Below are 17,693 nucleotides of genomic sequence, written 5' to 3'. Positions count from 1 at the left end.
GCCAACCACCTATATAATCAGGAGGTTGGCGATATTTTTTTGTAACCTCGAGCGGATAAGGGAACGTCTGTACGCTATTTTACCCCAAATAACCCTTTGTGTTCGCGTAGGGGAACTGTAAGCCTCTATTTCGCCAATTTTCGTAGAAAGACTCGTATTTACCTGAAATAAGACCCTGTAGTTCCGCTTCGTTCCCAGAAACTGCACATTTACCTAATATAGCGGCCTGTAGTTCCCGCCAACCACCTGTACGACTAGGGAGGTTGGCGGTCTTTCATTTTAACCTCGCGCAGACGCCGGAAACCTCTTGTATGGCCATGGCTAGATTTGGAAATAATTTGATCTATTGGGGGGATCGAAGTGAATTTTTTCCGAAAACTATTATCGGAGCATCATGGAGAGAAAGTTAGAGCCCATGCCGGTTTGAATAGCAACCAACAAGTAAGGATCCCTTTAACAAATCATTTACATTCAAATTTGAATAAAATTAAAGAAATTATCGGAAACAGCAGCGATTTGATCATCAAGGAATTCCTGATTGGCAATGGTTCTATCCAAATGGCGGTCGTCTACACAGATGGCCTGGCGGATAAGAATACGCTGGACCAGTATGTCCTGGACCCGTTGATGATCGGAATCAAGCAAGATGCAGAGGTTAGCGCAGAACTATTAGCTCATCCTGACCCGATGAAATTGTTGAAGGAGTCTGTATTAACAGTCGAAGGCCTTGTCGATGTCACGGATTTCGAAGCGTTAATATTGGCGGTGTTATCCGGGGATTGCGTCATTTTAATGGAAAACAGGGATCGGGCAATGGTTGCCGGTACCCGCGGCTGGGAGCACCGAGGGGTTGAAGAGCCCTCCGCGCAATCGCTTATCCGGGGACCGCGTGAGGGTTTCACGGAATCTTTGCGTATTAATACAGCTATGATTCGGCGTAAAATCAAAGATCCCAGACTATGGCTGGAATCCAGAGAGATCGGCAGCGTAACGCGAACCGAAGTAGCGGTCATGTATCTCAAAGGGATAGCTGATGATAGTGTCATTGAAGAAGTGAGGCAGCGATTGGACCGCATTGATATAGACGGCATATTGGAAAGCGGCTATATCGAAGAATATATTCAGGATGAAACGTGGTCGCCCTTTCCGACACTACTAAACACCGAGCGCCCCGATGTGATCGCCGCAGGTTTATTAGAGGGGCGCGTAGCCATTATTATCGGCGGCACCCCGTTTGTTTTGTTGGTACCAGCGCTGTTTGTCCAATATTTTCAATCCGCAGAGGATTATTACCAACGCTGGGACATCAGCACGCTTATCCGTTTGATTCGATATCTTTGTTTCTTAATCACTTTGATGGGGCCTTCCCTGTACGTTGCCGTGACGACGTTTCATCAGGAAATGATTCCGACTAACCTGCTTGTTAGTCTGATGGCCCAACGGGAAGGTGTGCCTTTTCCGGCTTTTCTTGAGGCGTTGATGATGGAGATCACTTTCGAAATCTTGCGGGAGGCAGGTGTCCGAATGCCCAGGGCTGTCGGCTCGGCTATTTCAATCGTCGGCACGCTGGTCATTGGACAAGCGGCAGTTCAGGCAGGCATCGTTTCTGCGGCAATGGTCATTGTGGTATCGATTACAGCGATGGCTAGCTTTGTAATCCCAGCGTACAACATGGCTATCTCCATTCGTATACTTAGGTTTCCACTAATGGCGCTTGGGGCGACGTTCGGTTTGTATGGGATCGTCCTTGGCGTCATTTTGATCGTGCTGCATTTGTGCAGCCTTCAGTCTTTCGGAGTACCCTATATGAGCTCTCTAGCTCCATTTCATTTGTCAGAGCAGAAAGACACTTTATTCAGGCTTCCAAGGTGGGCAATGGTTTCACGTCCCTATTCCATAACTAGAAAAAATCGAAGGTCAGACGAAGAAGAAGATTCGCCAACCATGAACAACCTTCACTAGGAGAGGAAGTACGCCATCTTGATCAGAAAGTTCTCAGGTTTATTGCTTTCGCTCGTGCTAATGGTCCTGTTAACAGGCTGTTGGAATAGTCGGGAATTAAACCAGCTCGCAGTCGCGGTCGGTTTAGGTATTGATAAAGTGGGAGATATGTATAAGATCTCTGCACAGGTTATTGTACCCAGTACGGTTGCCGAAAGCGGCAAACCAGGCAGTGCCTCCGTTGTTTTGTTTAAAGCGGAGGGGAAAACAGTGCTTGAGGCTCTCGGAAGAATGACGACGGTTGCCCCGCGTAAAATTTATTTGGCCCATGTTCGCGTGCTTGTCTTGGGAGAGGAACTGGCGAAGGACGGCATTTCCAAGCCATTGGAGATGTTGTCGAGGGATCAAGAGTCCCGAACCGATTTCTATATCGTTGTAGCCAAAAATTCTTCGGCGGAGAATGTGCTGAAGGTGCTGACCCCTCTTGAGAAGATCCCTGCGAATAGATTGTATTCCTCATTAAAGACGTCTGCAGAATTGTGGGCTCCGACCATAACGGTTACCTTGGACAAGCTCATTCAAGAAATGGTTACGGAAGGGAAAACGCCCGTTTTATCCGTAATCGAAGTAGTTGGAGTCAAGGAGACCAATGGAAGTAAACAGAATGCGGAGAACATTGATCCGCCATCGCAATTAAGGTATACAGGTTTGGCGTATTTCCGTAAAGATAAGTTGGATGGTTGGATGAATGAGGAAGACAGCAAAGTGTACAACTATATGACGAATCACATCGATAAGACAGTTGGTGTGATTAGCTGCCCGAATGGCGGGAACATATCGTTAAAAGTCATCCGCTCCAAAACCAGGTTGAAAGGGAAAGTCATCAACGGGAAGCCCCAAATCAATGCGGAAATTCAAGCTGAAACGAGTATTGGTCAAGTCGAGTGTGAGATAGATCTAGTAGATCCTTCTACGATTGATATGCTTGAAAAATCTGCTGAAAAGCAATTGGAGAAATTGGTTTTGGGTTCGGTACTTAAGGTGCAGAAACGCACCAAGTTGGATATCTACGGGTTTGGTGTTTTGATTCATCGTGATAATCCAAAAGGTTGGAAAGATTTAAAGAACGATTGGGATACCAACATTGCAACTCTCGATGTAAACGTAAAGGTGGATGTTAAAATCAGGCGCTTGGGCACGAAGGGGAATTCGTTCCTACAAGATATTAAGGAGTAATCGATGTGTGGGGTGTATTAGTAGTACTCATAGTTTCGTTAGGTATATACATACTGGAAACCAAGCCTCTATGGCGCAAACAATTGCGAAAGGAAGCATGGACATACAGTATTTTGCTTTTCATTGGTGTGGCAATCAATGTCACACAAATCCTTCGTATCAAACTCCCTAATCCGCTTGATGCTATGATTTTCATTTATAAGCCCATTAGCGATGCGGTGTTCGGTTTCTTACAATAGCTTGGAAGAGGTGAGGTAGATGCTGGAATTGGATAAGGGAATGATCAGCGCGCGCCAATTTACGATCATCGTTATTCTTCTCATGATTGGCGACTCCATTCTGATTATGCCTTCAGATGTGGCTAGCAATGCTCATCAAGATGCCTGGATAGCAGGACTGCTCGGAATCGGTTATGGCTTGATGGCTACCTGGAACTTTACCTTGCTGGGAGGACTTTATCCCAAGCTTTCCCTTATTCAATATACACCGATTATTGCAGGGAAATGGCTGGGGGCCGTTATAAATATTATTTTTTTGATCTACTTTATGCTGACAACGATGGCGGTCTCTTGGGAAATAGGTGATTTTATAACCAGCAATGTCATGCCTGAAACGCCGATAGAGGTTGTCGAGCTGCTGTTTTATGGGGTAATGATTTTCGCTGTGCGGCTTGGGCTTGGGCCAATTATACGGGCTGGGGAAGTTTTCTTTCCATGGGTCATACTCATTTTGCTAGTGTTGATATTCATGCTAGCCCCGGCAATGGAGCTTAGTCAGGTGAAGCCGATAATGGAACACGGGGTAAAACCTGTGTTGCTAGGCATGCTGCAGGCAGGCACATTTCCGTTCGTGGAATTGTTCTGTTTGCTCATGATCATACCTCATATTAAAGATAGCGAAAAAGTAAGAAAAAACTTCCTAATCGGAGCTCTACTAGGTGGCATTGCACTAGAAATCTTATTGTCGCAAAGTATCCTTGTACTCGGTGAATATTTGACTGGGAATACGCTATATGTCAGCTATGCCCTAGCCAAACAAGTGAATGTAGGTAATTTTCTGCAAAGAGTAGAATCGCTAATCGCTGTTCTGTGGATTATTACCACGTTTATTAAAACAACGATTCACTTTTACGCGTTAAATGTAGGGATAGCCCAATTCCTGAAGCTGAAGGATTATAAGATACTAACCATTCCTACCGCTGCGATTTGTTATGCCTTGATCTTTCTATCAGCACCGAATACAACCTATTTTAACGAAGTGGCTTCTAAACAGTGGCCTTTTTACGATATGACGATTGGTTTAGCTATCCCGCTACTTTTATTAGTGGTTTATTTCATTCGGAAAAATAAGTTGAAGCGTATGAGTGGTATGAATACATGAAAATACTTCTAACTCTGCATAATATACGCAGAGGTGACGAATATGTGGCATATGATGTTGGAAGTTCTATCGGATTGGAAAACACTCTTATGGGCATCTTTATCCTTTATGATCCCATTTAGTGCCACGAAATTATTTGGTTGGTTTTTCCGAAAGGAAGGGTCCAATCGAGGTTGGAGCCAAGAAGACAATACCACGTTAGCAAGCAATCCCGCTCCAGCCCCCGAGAACTTGCCTCGAAAGTTGTGGAAGGATTGGCCGCCACGCGATATTTTGGGCGAAAATCTACAATTAAATTTAACGATTCTGGGCGATCAGTTAGGTGACAATACGGATTTTTCCATCCGTGAATTTAAAATTGGACATACAGAGATTCATGCGGCAATCGTTTATATCAATAAAATATCCGACATGAAGACCATCCAAGAGTTTGTTCTAAAACCATTAATGATGAATCTTGGTCATATGGATATTTCAAAACGGGAAGCAAGCTGCGATTTCAAACAGTATGTTAAAGATCATGTCTTGCCACTCTGCACAATAAACGAAATACAATCCTTATATCAGGTCATTGAAGGGGTGTTGACAGGAGCAACAGCTTTACTCATTGAGGGTATTCCCGGCGGCTTGATGCTAGGGACTGGATCCACAGTCCCGCAGAATTTCGAAGAACCAACTTCAGAAGCGCTTGTGCGCGGACCCAAGATCGGCTTTGTCAACGCATTGGACGAGAATATTTCGCTGTTGCGTATGAGGGCATCCGATCCCAATTTGCGAATGTTGAAATGCGAAGTAGGAGAACGGAATAAGAAGAATTTGGTCATTTCTTATGTGGATGGCATCGCCGATCCGAACTTGGTGGATGAAGTGAAACGCAGAATTGAGAGTATCAAGATCGATGACCCGCTTGATTCCAGTTATATTGAACAATTAATTGAAGATAACTTCATGTCGCCATTTCCCCAGGTGCAAAGTACAGAACGACCGGATCGCGTCATAGCTTCACTGTTGGAAGGCAGAGTTGCCATTCTAACAGACGGAACCTCCTATGTTTCCATCGTGCCAGTAACGTTCAGCATGCTTTTGCAGTCGCCAGAAGATTATTATGTTCGATGGATTCCGGCAACTTTGATTCGCCTCTTGCGCTTTTTTGCGGCGTTTATGGCTTTACTTGGACCAGCCATCTATATTTCCTTCTTATCCTTTCATCAAGGTCTGATTCCGACCAAGCTTGCTATTTCCATGGCGGGCACGCGGGAGGGAGTTCCCTTTTCGCCATTTTTAGAAGCATTAATCATGGAAGTCGTTATTGAAGTCTTGCGTGAAGCAGGACTTAGGTTGCCCAAACCCGTTGGGCAGACGGTGGGACTTGTCGGAGGTTTGGTTATTGGACAAGCGGCCGTTGAAGCAGGCATCGCCAGTCCGCAAATGGTCATTGTTGTTTCGTTAACCGCGATCTCATCGTTTGCTATTCCCCAATATGATGCGGGGATCGCCCTGCGAATGCTGCGCTTTGTTGCCATGTTTTCGGCGGCACTACTTGGGATTTATGGCGTTGTCATGTTTACCCTGTTTCTCGCTATTCATTTTGTCAAACTCAAATGTTTTGGTATACCTTATGCCTCGCCCATGGTTCCCTATCGGTTGAATGATTGGAAAGACTTTTTGATACGTGCTCCCCTCTCGATGATGAAATTGCGGCCGCAGATGATGAATGTACAGGACCAAACACGGCAAAGGGAAGACCCGAAGGAAGGGAAATGAGTGCATGATCCATCCTAATGACCGTATTACGACACCGCAAGCCTCCGTAATCTTAGCCAACATTCTCTTGGGTGTGGGCATCTTGACGTTACCTAGATTATTAGCGGATAAGATGAAGACCCCCGACGGATGGATAACTGTGATCGTTGGAGGCCTGATCTCGTTTGGTTTTGGGTTGATAATGGTTAAACTCTGTCAGAGGTTCCCTGGGAAAACTTTTTTCGAATACAGCCAATTCATTATGGGGAAATGGGTGGGGCGCGCGCTTAATGTAGGGATAATCGTTTACTTTGCACTCTTTGCAGCATATGAAATTCGTGATATGTCAGAGATCATCAAGTATCTCTTGCTGGAACAAACTCCCAAAGAGTTCACTATTCTTGTCTTGATGTGCGTTGGCGTCTATCTTACTTCCGGAGGGATGAATCCCATTGCGCGAATGCTGGAACTAATTCTACCTTTCACTTTAGTTATTATTCTCTTTAGCTTTTCGTTAAGCTTGAGACTATTTGAACTCGATAATCTGCGCCCTGTGTTGGGTATGGGACTTGGTCCTGTGCTCAAAGGATTACCCGAAACTTGGAGGTCCTTTGCAGGCATTGAAACGATGTTATTCTTTACTGCATTTATGAGCAGGCCGGAAAAAGCTGGCAAAGCACTTTTGGCTGGCATCGGGATTTCCGTGTTCATACATGTGCTTACGGTAATAACGGTCCTGGGAGGCATTCCGTTTGAACAGGTTGCGACCTTGACATGGCCTACGATTTCGATCGTCCGTTCTTATGAACTTACCGGTTTTTTCCTCGAACGATATGAGTCTTTGCTCATCGTTGTGAGGCTAGTACAAGTATTTACCGGGTATGTCATTTACCATTACATCGTTGCTCTTGGAATCTCTCAAACATTTAATAAAGAATATCATCGATATATCTTTATCGTTCTACCTGTGATTTTCATGATAGCCATGTATCCCAAAAGCATGAACCAGCTGAATGAACTCGGTGAGGTGATTGGCAGAATCTTTCTATGTATCATTTGTCTAGTTGCACCCGCACTTTTTCTTATTACTTTATTAAGGAAGATATCACATGTGCCCAAATAAATATCTCATCAGACATTGGCGTTTAGAGCTGCTCATTGTGCCTCTTCTCTTATTGACGGGTTGTTGGGATAGTAAAAACATTACGGAATTGTCGTTAGTTATCGGAGAAGCGATAGATCAAGGTGACGAAGCGCCAGTGGAGAAAAAGTTGAACGAAAAGGGCGGCGGTTATCGCAAAAAAGATTTGATCACGATAACCTGGCAAATTGTGATTCCGAAAATTGCTGCATCCAAAAACGCCTCAGCAGGCCAAAAACCATACAAAAATCATTCCATTTCAGGAGATATGATTCACCAATTTGCGAGAGAAGCTTCACTTGAATCAAAGCCGCTATTTAATCAGCATCAAAAAATGTTCGTATTCGGGGAAAAGCTGTTGCGCAGTATGGATTTGCAGACGCTAATCGACCAGCATTTTCGTGATAACGAGGTCAGGGAAAGCGGCTTTGTTCTAGTTGCCAGAGGACTTGCCAAAGATACGTTGGAGACTAAAGGGTCGGACATTCCTGTGGACCGTCTTATTCGAATTTCCAAAAATCAATACAGAAATACAAGGATACTGCCGCCGATGACCATTCAAAATGTGATGGAAAAGGTGTCCACCCATTCAAGCTTCCTGATTCAGAGCGTCGTTGCCGCCCAAGGGGAAGTGAAATTTGCGGGAGCCGCCGTGTTTAAAGGAGAGACCAACAAGCTGATCGGCTTTCTGAGCGAAGAGGAGTTGGAAGGATTGACATGGCTGACTGGAAAGAGCAAAGGAGGGGTAATCAAGACATGGGATGAGCAGAACCAGCCGTTTATTATTTATGAATTGGAATCGCTTAAGAGCCGTATTCGACCGAACGTATCAGGCGACAAGATATCTTTTCATGTCGAGATTGAATCGGTTGGCCGATTAACCGAGGACTGGCGTGAAAAAGTGGATTATTTCGATGAAGAATCCCTTCGATCGGCGGAAAAAGCGGCAGAAGAAGAAGTCATTCGACATGTCGAGATGATTATAAAAGCCATGCAAAACAAGTATCATGTAGAGGTTGCCGGGTTTGGCAATCAAATACGCATCCATTATCCCAAAGTGTGGCAAAAAGTTAAGAACAACTGGGATGATGAGTTCCGTACAATTCCTGTGACTTGCAGCGTGAAACTACAAATCAACGACTATGGCTTGAGACATATGAAAAAGTGAAAGTTTTTGTTGCACATGCCATCTTAGATCACACGGTCGAGAAACCAATAAATGCCGAACACGCCGATTATGCATGAAACGCCATAAACCGTCTGGACTTTCCAGCGAGTTTGCCCAATCTTATGAATGATCGGCAACAGAACAAGCAATACTGCCAGTTGTCCTAACTCAATTCCGAGATTGAAGGAAAACAAGGGTAAGGCAACTTCTCCGGAGAAACGACCTTCTAGAAGTCCGGCGAATCCGAAGCCATGAATAAGACCGAAGAACGCTGTAACCAGCCAACGCGATTTGTACTGCTTGCGTAATATATTTTCAGCGGCCACAAACACAATACTTAATGCGATTAAAGGTTCAATGATTGCCCCAGGAATCTCGACAATTTCCAATGCTGCTAGTACCAAAGTTATACTGTGTCCAATTGTGAAAGCCGTGATGATTTTCAAATATTCATTCCATTTCAGACGGACGATAACCAGACCTAACAAGAACAAAAGATGATCATACCCCGTGAATAGGTGCTCCATGCCAAACCAAATATAATTCCATGCCAGTAATAGCCAATCGGGAATCGAAAATTCCAACATTATTTTTTGCTCCTTTTTATAAAGAGGTAAGATTCGATTGTTTTTGTCGAAATTATGCTCTTTCTTCGAACCGTCGATGTATGTAACTGTTACAAAGTTGCGATGTAACGGACTTACGTTGAACAAGAGGTCATAGGTAACAACCAGTTCATCGATTTTCTTCTCAAACGTATAGTCAAGGTTCAACTTAACCATCGGAATTCCTGGACCTTGTTGAGAAATTTCCATAGACTCAAATTTCGACTGCAAATCGGCATCATCCGCTTTGATGGACAACGATCGTGCCACGAACTTCTCTAAATCGGGTTTCACCTGATTTGCTTCTTCTATTGTAACTGCACCGTCTCGATTCAGATCCAGATTAAGAATCGGACTCAATTCATCTGGGAGAAGCAACAGCTCGTACCGTAAACCGTCCTCCTTGAGTGTTATGTTAGAAAAACCGACATCCAAGTTGTGCGCCATTGCCGTTTCCGGCTGAAGAAGCATCCACGCCTGTGAAGTCAAAAGCGGATTGACTGGTAATGCTGCTGTCAAGATGAAGCAAACCATTGTGCAGGCCATTACGGCAGCAACTTTTTTGGGGGTTTTCATCGAGGAATTTCCTCCTTTGTTTGTGTGGTGATAAACAACATAAACAAACAAATTATTTTCATACATTTCATGTATTTTATTGTTATTAATATGAATTCTAGTGGGTTCTCAAGGGTATGTCAATAAAGTTTACATGAACTTAATATTCTTAATTTGCTTTTCCTGATTTGGAGCCTGAAATGATGATGCCCAAATACGACAAAAGCGGTGTTCAAACAATGAACAAAGATGGAATGGACTTGTCCGACCTTGTTTTCATTTTTACAGTGGAATAAATGCAAAAAGAAGAGGTTTCCCTCTTCTTCATGAGCAGGCATTATGTGAGACCATCATTACCATGCAAAAGCCATAGTGATAATAACCAAAAGAATAAAGAGAACAAGAACTTCTGCTACATTATTGCGGCGATACCCTTCTGCTACTGCTACTCCCATATCGATCCACTCCTTGATTGAATTTATATTACTCTTTATGATATGACAATATTTACTCTTTGATTGGACATCTATACAAGGGTATTTGAACATTTTTTAGTTGTTCCACAATTCTATTGCCCAGGGCAACGCCTAACAAAACTCCATATTCGAATCATTTAATTCCATTTATAATTAAAAGTAAGAAGAATATAATTAGACTACGAAAAGCGAGGGGGAAAATTGATGTCTTTAATAGAATTCGGCATTGTAGGCAGAGGGTGGAGAGCCGATTATTATTTGCGGATTGCAAAATTACTGCCTCACCGTTTCGCCGTCCGTGCGATGCTAGTCCGTGACGAGGAACGAGGCAGGGAGATCGAAGAGGAATGGGGCGTGAAAACCTACCGTGATATCGAATCTTTCGTTTCAAGCGGGCCTCTCATGTTCGCGGTTGTTTCCGTTTCTAGGGATGCCATGCCTACCTGCACATTAGAACTGGCAAAAAGGAACATTCCGATATTGACAGAAACACCTCCGGCTGATGACATCCCAGGAATGATTGCCTTATATGAGTCGTTGCGTAAACTCAAAGGGCGCGTACAGGTAGCTGAACAATATTTGTATCAGCCAATGCATGCTGCACGTATTGCTTTTGTGAGATCAGGTAAACTGGGGGACGTTTCTCAGGTACAAGTATCGGCCGCTCACGGTTATCATGGCATCAGCCTGATTCGAAAGATGCTTGGCATTAATTTCGAGAACGCCATCATCAGGGGACAGAGATTTACCTCAAATATCGTGAAAGGTCCAGGGCGTTATGGGCCTCCCGAAAGTGAAGTGATTGGCGATTCGGTGCAGGATATCGCTACTCTTCGATTCGGAAACCAACTGGCTCTGTTTGATTTTACAGGTGATCAGTATTTCTCTTGGATTCGCCATAATCGTGTCCTCGTTCGCGGAAGCCATGGAGAAGTAACGGACGAAACGTTCCGGTATTTGAGGGATTATAAGACACCTGTCTACGGCAATTTCCGAAGAGTTGATACCGGTCATAACGGTAACTTGGAAGGGTATTATCACCAAGGGATTACAGCAAATGAAGATTGGGTGTATGCAAACCCATTCGTTCCCGGGCGTTTATCCGACGATGAGATCGCCATTGCTACGAGCTTGACTAAGATGGCGGACTATTTGCAGGGTGGACCGTCATGCTATGATTTGGCAGAGGCGATGCAGGATAATTATTTATCGATCATGATGCAGTCGGCTATCGAATCGGGAGAGGAACTGACGACGACAACTCAACCTTGGGCGAAACAATAAAAGGCCCTGACCGTCAGGTCAGAGCAGAGCAGAGCAGGTGCGGAATCTGTGATTCCCTATACACCTTCTTAACAACCAAAAGCCCACGGATAAATGCCGCACAAAGGATCGCTTTTCAATAGATTCAGGTTTGGACCGATATTAGTCCAACCCACTAAATCTTGTGGAGATACAACAAGCAATTGTAAGCCTGTAGGAGTAAGTGATACGAGTGTCGCAGCTTGTGATAAAGAGTTGTATCCAGCAAAGAGAACCGTTTGTGGAACACCTGCAATTGTTGTTCGGTAATAATGACCAGGCGTGCTGTTTACCAACCAAGATACTGGAGCGAAATGCGTTGGTAATCGAGACGGCAACACGGACGGGTAAGGCACGTAATGTGAAGGATAATTGTAACTCATTGATCAGTTTCCTCATTTCATGGTTGAATTGCATACCCTACAGGTATATGCCTATTTACTGTAATTTGTTACATTATTTGTGTTAATATTGATGAATGAGCAAGAAATGAAAAAAATCGAAGTTGATGATTACAGCGCTACTTGAGCAATAGCCCAAAAAGCCTTGAAGGGAAATCCCCTCAAGGCTTTTTTGAATTATAAGAGTTTTTTGGGAATGAACGCGGAGTTACTCCAGCTACTTCGCACGGAGGGACTACAGCGCGCTGTTCTAGCCAAAAGAGTCATTATAGGGAGTTTGAGGGAACTACAGTACGCTATAATTCTGAAAACCGCCATATTCCAGGCTAGAGGGAACTACGATCCGCTATTTCACCGTTTCCCGGTTGGAATCAGCAGGTTCCGCTTAAATAGCGGATCTCAGTTCCTTTTCATGTTACTTTTACCCCAGTTTCCGCCGGTTAGCGTATCATAGTTCCTTTTCACACGACGCTCTCTGTCATCGCAAAGCCCAAAGGGAACTACGATCCGCTAGAATGTTAAAAACCGTTATGAAGATGCTCATCTCTAAAGGCGGCAAAGCCGCTTTCTTGGCTATTTATCGTGCCGACGTGGCGGAAGCGGGCCGAGATATTGGAACAGATTGCATTCGATCCGTCCGTTAAACAGCTTGCGCTTCTTATCCGCGCGGCGATTCATATAATGCTCGAGCTGTGTGCTCGGGCTCAAGATGAACAAGCTCCATGACGGCATTGGAGCGGTAAGTGCGCCGAGCTGGCGCAGCGCCACCTCGACATCCTGGGCTTCACCAAGCCGCTCCCCATAGGGAGGGTTGGTGATTAAGCAGCCATAGTCGCCGCGCGGGCGAGCTTTGAGCACAGGTTCCACGCGAAGCTGGAACTGTTTGGTCAAGCCTGCGGCTTTGGCTGCCGCCTCTGCCACTTCGATGGCAGAGGGATCGATGTCACTGCCGATGATGTTTAGCGGAACATCGTCTTTGACGAGATCGAAGGCCTCGTCGCGGGCCTTGTCCCAGAGCTTGCGCGGGATCATGCCCCACGCCTCGCTAGGGAAGCTGCGCCGCAGTCCTGGCGCGATATTCCAACCGATCATCGCCGCCTCGATCGGGATGGTTCCCGACCCGCAGAACGGGTCGTAGAGCGGCCGCTCTACATTCCAGCGGCTTAGCAGGATCATCGCCGCGGCCATCGTTTCTTTCAGCGGAGCTTCGGTAACTAGCTTGCGGTAGCCGCGCTTATGCAGACTAGCACCTGTCGTGTCGATGGTCAGCGTTGCAATATCGCCGAGCAGGGCAACTTCAATAACGTAGCGGGCTCCATTCTCTGGAAACCACTCTGTTCCGTAACGAAGCTTCATTTTCTCAACGACGGCTTTCTTAACGATTCCTTGGCAAGCGGGAACGCTCGATAGTTGTGACTTATGGGAACGCCCTTCGACAGGGAATTCAGCATCGTTCGGAATCCAGTCCGGCCAAGCGAGTGCCTTCGCACCTTCGAATAGCTCATCGAAAGTCAGCGCTTTAAACTGGCCCATGAGAATCAGGATACGATCAGCGGTCCGCAGCCATAGATTGGCGCGGCAGATGGCTAGCTCATCGCCTAGGAAGCGGACACGGCCATTCTCGACGGTTACTTCCGTGTAGCCAAGATCACGAATCTCGCGGGCAACGATAGCTTCAAGTCCCATCGGGCAAGTTGCAATTAATTCTAATTGTTGTGGCATAGTTGAATTCCTTCCATCCGGGTTGTACATCGCTCATAAAACTCATACAATTAACAAGTATAGGACAAATAGGTTACACTTACAAACGAAAAACGCAAAGTGCAAGCTTTCGTTTCAGAAGGAGGAACATCAAGATGGAAATAGTAACGCCTGAAAGCTACTCAGAAGGCTTATATGAGGAAGATGCGGTGCTGGAACGTGTGAAGGCAGTCATCCGCAATAAAAATATGCCAGAAATATCGATTGCTCCGGGGTATGGCCGATTGCTGACGATGCTGGTCTCGATGATCGGTGCCAAAAAAGTATTAGAAATAGGAGCTCTGGGCGGATACAGCGGAATTTGTTTGGCTAGAGGCCTGAAGGAAGGCGGCAAGCTGGTATCGCTTGAATTAAAGCAGGAATTTGCCGATGTCGCCAAGCAAAATGTAGACGATGCCGGACTTGGGCATTATGTCGAGTATCGGATCGGTGAGGCCCTCGTGCATTTAAAGTCATCGCTCGAACAAGGAGAACGATTCGATTTCTTCTTTATCGATGCAGACAAGGTGAATTATCCGAACTACTTGGAACTGGCCATCCAATTGGCCAATCCGGGGGCTGTTATTGCCGGTGATAACACACTGATGAGAGGTAAAGTCATCGATGCGGCGCAAACCAAGGCCTCCGTCCAAGCGATTCGAAAGTTTAATGAGACGATTGCTCGGGATCCAAGGTTAGAGAGCACCGTACTGCCCGCGTATGACGGCTTGGCTTTGGCACGGGTGAAATAGACGATCAAACAAAAGCGCTGTGGAGCCTGCTGGCTTACAGCGCTTTTGTTTGTCTAGATCAAGAAGCTTTTTGGTCGATTATAGAGAGGTTTGATTCATTTTGCTTATTGGGTGTAGCTGGTTTTAGCTGCGTAATGGGAGTGATAGGCTGAGGTGATGAAATTGGATTCGTAATGTGCTGCTTCTTGAAGGGAATAGCGCTCATGCCATTCCAATAAATAAACAGAACTTCTGCACAGAGAACAATTAACACAATTTTGCGCCAGTTCAACTTCATGAATGAGTTCCTCACTTTCAATGATACTTTCATATTACCATAAAGTGGAAGATGTTCCCATTATAAATTCTGCGATTTGAATGATATCCCTTATTTGTGGACTAAACCAGTAGTAATCTCAAGTTCGTATCGCTCACTTTCAGGCATTTGTGCCTTGTAAGCCAACTGAACAGCAAGATTGATATCATAAGGAACACGGACAAATTGAATGGCGAACCCAACTTGTTCGCTGCTGTCTGTTTCTCCTTCCAGTACGCAATAGCCCGCCTGTGGAATACCGTCATAGGGGGTTCCTACGCTTCCCACGTTGAAAAGCATAAGCCCGCTATTAGGACGATGATCAGAGCGTTTCTCTGAGGGGTTCTTGAGTGTTAGAAGATATGGAATATGGATGTCGCCATAACCCACGATATCCGGCTGCTTTCCGTCAGTTGCTGCAATCATCTCGGTATTTATAAACATAGCTAAGCGTTCTGTCTTGGATGCTTTACGTTTCACGCGGTGATAAACACTTTGTGCTGAAGCATGAAAGAAGCGAAAGTGCTTGCCGCTGACATGCAAGTCAACGGAGAAGGGGAGCTGCTTCAAATAAGCTAGCCGCTCTGGACCAAGCTGCTGCTGATGCCATAAGCCTGTTGGAAGTTCTTGGGGAAGTGTAATGCCCAAATCCCAGTTCCCCTGCACCACGGCTTCACATGCTTCTTTAATCCGGTCAACCACAGCCGCCGAATCAGGACCTTTGCCGACAAGATCGCCCAGACAGATGATGCGTTCAATTTTGCGGCGGTGGATATCGGTAAGCACAGCTTCAAGGGCTGGCAAATTTCCATGAATATCTGAAATGATCGCAATTTTCTCTAGCATACTTGTTCCCTTTCTAATAAATCTCCTATGAACACCTATGAACATATCTATTGCTTCTGTTATACCACACGGCGCCCAATCTGCAAATGTTCACGCCATACGATTACCCAAGGCGAGCTTCATCTGTTATAATTTGTAGGGGGAAAGGGGAATGTTTTGAATGGAATCCAGACAAGAACGTCACCGTAAACCGAAAAAAGAGCGTACTTCTACGAAGAAAGCGCCGCTTAAGGTCATTGGTGGCCTAACGCTTGCCGCAGTCGCATGTTTTGCTATTGGTATTGGCATTTCCCATTGGTCCAACCAGAGTAAATCAACGCCAGATGCGGAGTCGGCTGCATCACCAGTGGCCGTGGCATCACCTCCAACAATGAAACCAACAGCTACTGCAAGCGCGCAACCTACTGTGAAACCAAGTCCCGAGCAAACAGCGAAGGCCATTATCGCATCACCGGTTCCTACCGCTTCAGACACGTCTTCAGCTCGTGGCGGGCAAGTGAAGTTATCGTTTGTAGGCGATGTCATTATGGCTTCCAAAGTGGAAGATATCTTGACACAGAAGGGCTATGACTATCCCTACCTCCAAGTGAAGGACCTACTAAGCAAACCTGATTTTACAATTGCAAATTTAGAAACACCCATAACGAACAGGGGCACGGTGCAAAAGAAGGATTACGTTTATCGTTCTTCGCCGCTAGCCTTGCCGCCATTCAAAGCTGCGGGATTCGATATTGTGAATTTGGCTAATAACCATGTGATGGATTACGGCCCGGAGGGTTTGCAGGATACGATAGATGCACTTGATCAAGAGGGCATCCAGCATGTGGGTGTGGGTAAAGGTGTAGAGGAAGCTTATAAACCTGTCATTGTTGAAAAGGATGGCGTCAAGATCGCGTTCTTTGGCTTCAGCCGCGTTGTGCCGGAAGCTTCATGGAAAGCGGCAGCGGGTCATCTCGGTGTAGCGGAAACTTACAACTACAAGCCGCCTGTGGAAGCGATAGAGAAGGCCAAGGCAAGTGCTGATCTCGTCGTCGTCATGGCCCACTGGGGTGTTGAGCGAAGTGATAATCCGGACAAAAATCAAAAGGATTTGGCGCATCGATACATCGATGCCGGTGCTGACTTGGTTGTCGGCGGTCATCCGCATGTGATGCAGGGCTTTGAGCAGTACAAGGGCAAGTGGATAGCTTACAGTTTGGGGAATTTTATTTTCACGACGAATGACACGCCCAAAACGTGGGAAACCGTTATTATGGAAGCAGCTTGTTCCAAAGACAAGTCATGCAATATTCATTTAGTGCCCATTATAACCAAATCGGCGCAGCCCGCGCCCATGAATTTCGAAGATGGAGCCAAGCTGTTTGAACGTTTGACCCAAATCTCGATTGGAGCACGTGTGGATAACCAAGGAAATGTGAGTAAGAAATAAGCCGGAGGAGTAATCACATGACAGAAGCAATTCGCAATATTTATTGTGTTGGACGCAATTATCGCGCCCATGCCGCGGAGTTGGGGAATGATGTCCCAGATCAGCCTATGATATTTACCAAACCAACGCATGCGCTTGTCGAAATCAATGGAGGCGAATTAACACTTCCTGGCGATCAAGGCGAGATTCACTATGAGACGGAGCTTGTTTTACATATTGCAAAGCCATATGCCGCAGGGATTAAAGTCGATGACATTGTCGATAAATATGCGCTGGGCATCGACTTTACATTGCGCGACGTTCAAAATGTGATTAAGAAAAAAGGCCAGCCTTGGCTGCCTGCCAAAGGGTTTCTCAATTCCGCGCCAATCAGCTCTTTCCGACCTTTTCCTGGGGCAGCGAAATTGACGGAAACGAATTTTCAATTGCGCCAGAATGGCCAAGTCGTTCAGAATGGCAACATCAGCAACATGATCTTCGATCTGCAAACAATTATTGATTATATTGCTGCACATTATGGTCTTGGTGAAGGCGACATTATTTATACAGGCACACCGGAGGGAGTAGGTCCCGTTAGCAATGGGGATCGGTTGGAGCTCACTTGGGACGATGAGGTATTCGCAGCAGTGACCATTCTCATTTAGTAATTGAAAAGGCAGTCTCAAAAAGTCAAAGATGACTTT

Annotated in this window: 15 protein-coding genes; 10 read left to right on the top strand and 5 right to left on the bottom strand. The window is 45.5% G+C overall.

The annotated features are described in order from the left end of the window. Positions 1-360: 360 nt before the first annotated feature. The 6 genes from IEY34_RS06315 to IEY34_RS06290 all read left to right on the top strand — a co-directional run bounded on the left by IEY34_RS06315 (position 361) and on the right by IEY34_RS06290 (position 8,609). Entirely contained in the window at positions 361-1,962 is a 1,602-nt protein-coding gene (locus IEY34_RS06315; RefSeq protein WP_373291163.1) for a spore germination protein, read from the top strand. A gap of 18 nt (positions 1,963-1,980) precedes the next feature. Beyond that, complete coding sequence (locus IEY34_RS06310; RefSeq protein ID WP_189009216.1) at positions 1,981-3,177, top strand: Ger(x)C family spore germination protein; 1,197 nt, start codon at positions 1,981-1,983, stop codon at positions 3,175-3,177. Positions 3,178-3,435: 258 nt separating this feature from the next. After that, a complete protein-coding gene (locus IEY34_RS06305) occupies positions 3,436-4,557 on the top strand; it encodes a GerAB/ArcD/ProY family transporter (protein WP_189009213.1) in 1,122 nt (373 codons plus the stop codon). A 42-nt stretch (positions 4,558-4,599) separates the two neighbouring features. Next, positions 4,600-6,321, top strand: a complete 1,722-nt coding sequence (locus IEY34_RS06300; protein WP_189009210.1) for a spore germination protein — start codon at positions 4,600-4,602, stop codon at positions 6,319-6,321. Between the two features lie 4 nt (positions 6,322-6,325). Further along, entirely contained in the window at positions 6,326-7,423 is a 1,098-nt protein-coding gene (locus IEY34_RS06295) for a GerAB/ArcD/ProY family transporter (RefSeq protein WP_189009207.1), read from the top strand. After that, the gene (locus tag IEY34_RS06290) at positions 7,410-8,609 is read left to right on the top strand and encodes a Ger(x)C family spore germination protein (RefSeq protein ID WP_189009204.1); all 1,200 of its coding nucleotides are present in this window, start codon (positions 7,410-7,412) and stop codon (positions 8,607-8,609) included. The genes IEY34_RS06295 and IEY34_RS06290 overlap by 14 nt, the downstream gene beginning before the upstream one ends. 23 nt (positions 8,610-8,632) lie before the next feature. On the opposite strand, the gene IEY34_RS06285 is transcribed toward IEY34_RS06290, so the two are convergent. Continuing rightward, positions 8,633-9,790, bottom strand: coding sequence for a HupE/UreJ family protein (locus IEY34_RS06285; protein WP_189009201.1), 1,158 nt, complete (start codon positions 9,788-9,790; stop codon positions 8,633-8,635). 659 nt (positions 9,791-10,449) lie between these two features. On the opposite strand from IEY34_RS06285, the gene IEY34_RS06280 reads away from it, so the two are divergent. Then, positions 10,450-11,529, top strand: coding sequence for a Gfo/Idh/MocA family oxidoreductase (locus IEY34_RS06280; protein WP_189009198.1), 1,080 nt, complete (start codon positions 10,450-10,452; stop codon positions 11,527-11,529). Between the two features lie 68 nt (positions 11,530-11,597). On the opposite strand, the gene IEY34_RS06275 is transcribed toward IEY34_RS06280, so the two are convergent. After that, positions 11,598-11,930 carry a hypothetical protein gene (locus IEY34_RS06275; protein ID WP_189009195.1) on the bottom strand — a complete coding sequence of 111 codons (333 nt, stop codon included), beginning with the start codon at positions 11,928-11,930 and terminating at the stop codon, positions 11,598-11,600. A gap of 591 nt (positions 11,931-12,521) precedes the next feature. After that, positions 12,522-13,670 carry a THUMP domain-containing class I SAM-dependent RNA methyltransferase gene (locus IEY34_RS06270; RefSeq protein ID WP_189009192.1) on the bottom strand — a complete coding sequence of 383 codons (1,149 nt, stop codon included), beginning with the start codon at positions 13,668-13,670 and terminating at the stop codon, positions 12,522-12,524. Between the two features lie 134 nt (positions 13,671-13,804). On the opposite strand from IEY34_RS06270, the gene IEY34_RS06265 reads away from it, so the two are divergent. After that, the gene (locus IEY34_RS06265) at positions 13,805-14,440 is read left to right on the top strand and encodes an O-methyltransferase (RefSeq protein WP_189009189.1); all 636 of its coding nucleotides are present in this window, start codon (positions 13,805-13,807) and stop codon (positions 14,438-14,440) included. A gap of 58 nt (positions 14,441-14,498) precedes the next feature. Here IEY34_RS06265 and IEY34_RS06260 read toward each other — a convergent pair whose 3' ends face one another. Then, positions 14,499-14,717 (bottom strand): hypothetical protein, encoded by a 219-nt coding sequence (locus tag IEY34_RS06260; protein ID WP_189009186.1) that lies wholly within the window; start codon positions 14,715-14,717, stop codon positions 14,499-14,501. 90 nt (positions 14,718-14,807) lie between these two features. Further along, positions 14,808-15,581 (bottom strand): metallophosphoesterase family protein, encoded by a 774-nt coding sequence (locus tag IEY34_RS06255; protein ID WP_189009181.1) that lies wholly within the window; start codon positions 15,579-15,581, stop codon positions 14,808-14,810. 160 nt (positions 15,582-15,741) lie between these two features. On the opposite strand from IEY34_RS06255, the gene IEY34_RS06250 reads away from it, so the two are divergent. Beyond that, entirely contained in the window at positions 15,742-17,010 is a 1,269-nt protein-coding gene (locus tag IEY34_RS06250) for a CapA family protein (protein ID WP_229757497.1), read from the top strand. Between the two features lie 17 nt (positions 17,011-17,027). Then, complete coding sequence (locus tag IEY34_RS06245) at positions 17,028-17,654, top strand: fumarylacetoacetate hydrolase family protein (RefSeq protein WP_189009177.1); 627 nt, start codon at positions 17,028-17,030, stop codon at positions 17,652-17,654. The last annotated feature ends 39 nt before the right edge of the window (positions 17,655-17,693 follow it).

It is taken from the genome of Paenibacillus marchantiophytorum (assembly GCF_014640555.1).
In the GTDB taxonomy this organism is placed as follows: Bacteria; Bacillota; Bacilli; order Paenibacillales; family NBRC-103111; genus Paenibacillus_E; species Paenibacillus_E marchantiophytorum.
This window is presented reverse-complemented; position numbering and strand designations above follow the sequence as displayed.

Coding starts and splice junctions, on each gene's coding strand:
- IEY34_RS06280 (WP_189009198.1), top strand. CDS start 10,450: ATGTCTTTAATAGAATTCGGCATTGTAGGCAGAGGGTGGAGAGCCGAT.
- IEY34_RS06265 (WP_189009189.1), top strand. CDS start 13,805: ATGGAAATAGTAACGCCTGAAAGCTACTCAGAAGGCTTATATGAGGAA.
- IEY34_RS06305 (WP_189009213.1), top strand. CDS start 3,436: ATGCTGGAATTGGATAAGGGAATGATCAGCGCGCGCCAATTTACGATC.
- IEY34_RS06270 (WP_189009192.1), bottom strand. CDS start 13,670: ATGCCACAACAATTAGAATTAATTGCAACTTGCCCGATGGGACTTGAA.
- IEY34_RS06275 (WP_189009195.1), bottom strand. CDS start 11,930: ATGAGTTACAATTATCCTTCACATTACGTGCCTTACCCGTCCGTGTTG.
- IEY34_RS06245 (WP_189009177.1), top strand. CDS start 17,028: ATGACAGAAGCAATTCGCAATATTTATTGTGTTGGACGCAATTATCGC.
- IEY34_RS06285 (WP_189009201.1), bottom strand. CDS start 9,790: ATGAAAACCCCCAAAAAAGTTGCTGCCGTAATGGCCTGCACAATGGTT.
- IEY34_RS06250 (WP_229757497.1), top strand. CDS start 15,742: ATGGAATCCAGACAAGAACGTCACCGTAAACCGAAAAAAGAGCGTACT.
- IEY34_RS06300 (WP_189009210.1), top strand. CDS start 4,600: ATGTGGCATATGATGTTGGAAGTTCTATCGGATTGGAAAACACTCTTA.
- IEY34_RS06295 (WP_189009207.1), top strand. CDS start 6,326: ATGATCCATCCTAATGACCGTATTACGACACCGCAAGCCTCCGTAATC.
- IEY34_RS06260 (WP_189009186.1), bottom strand. CDS start 14,717: ATGAAGTTGAACTGGCGCAAAATTGTGTTAATTGTTCTCTGTGCAGAA.
- IEY34_RS06255 (WP_189009181.1), bottom strand. CDS start 15,581: ATGCTAGAGAAAATTGCGATCATTTCAGATATTCATGGAAATTTGCCA.
- IEY34_RS06290 (WP_189009204.1), top strand. CDS start 7,410: ATGTGCCCAAATAAATATCTCATCAGACATTGGCGTTTAGAGCTGCTC.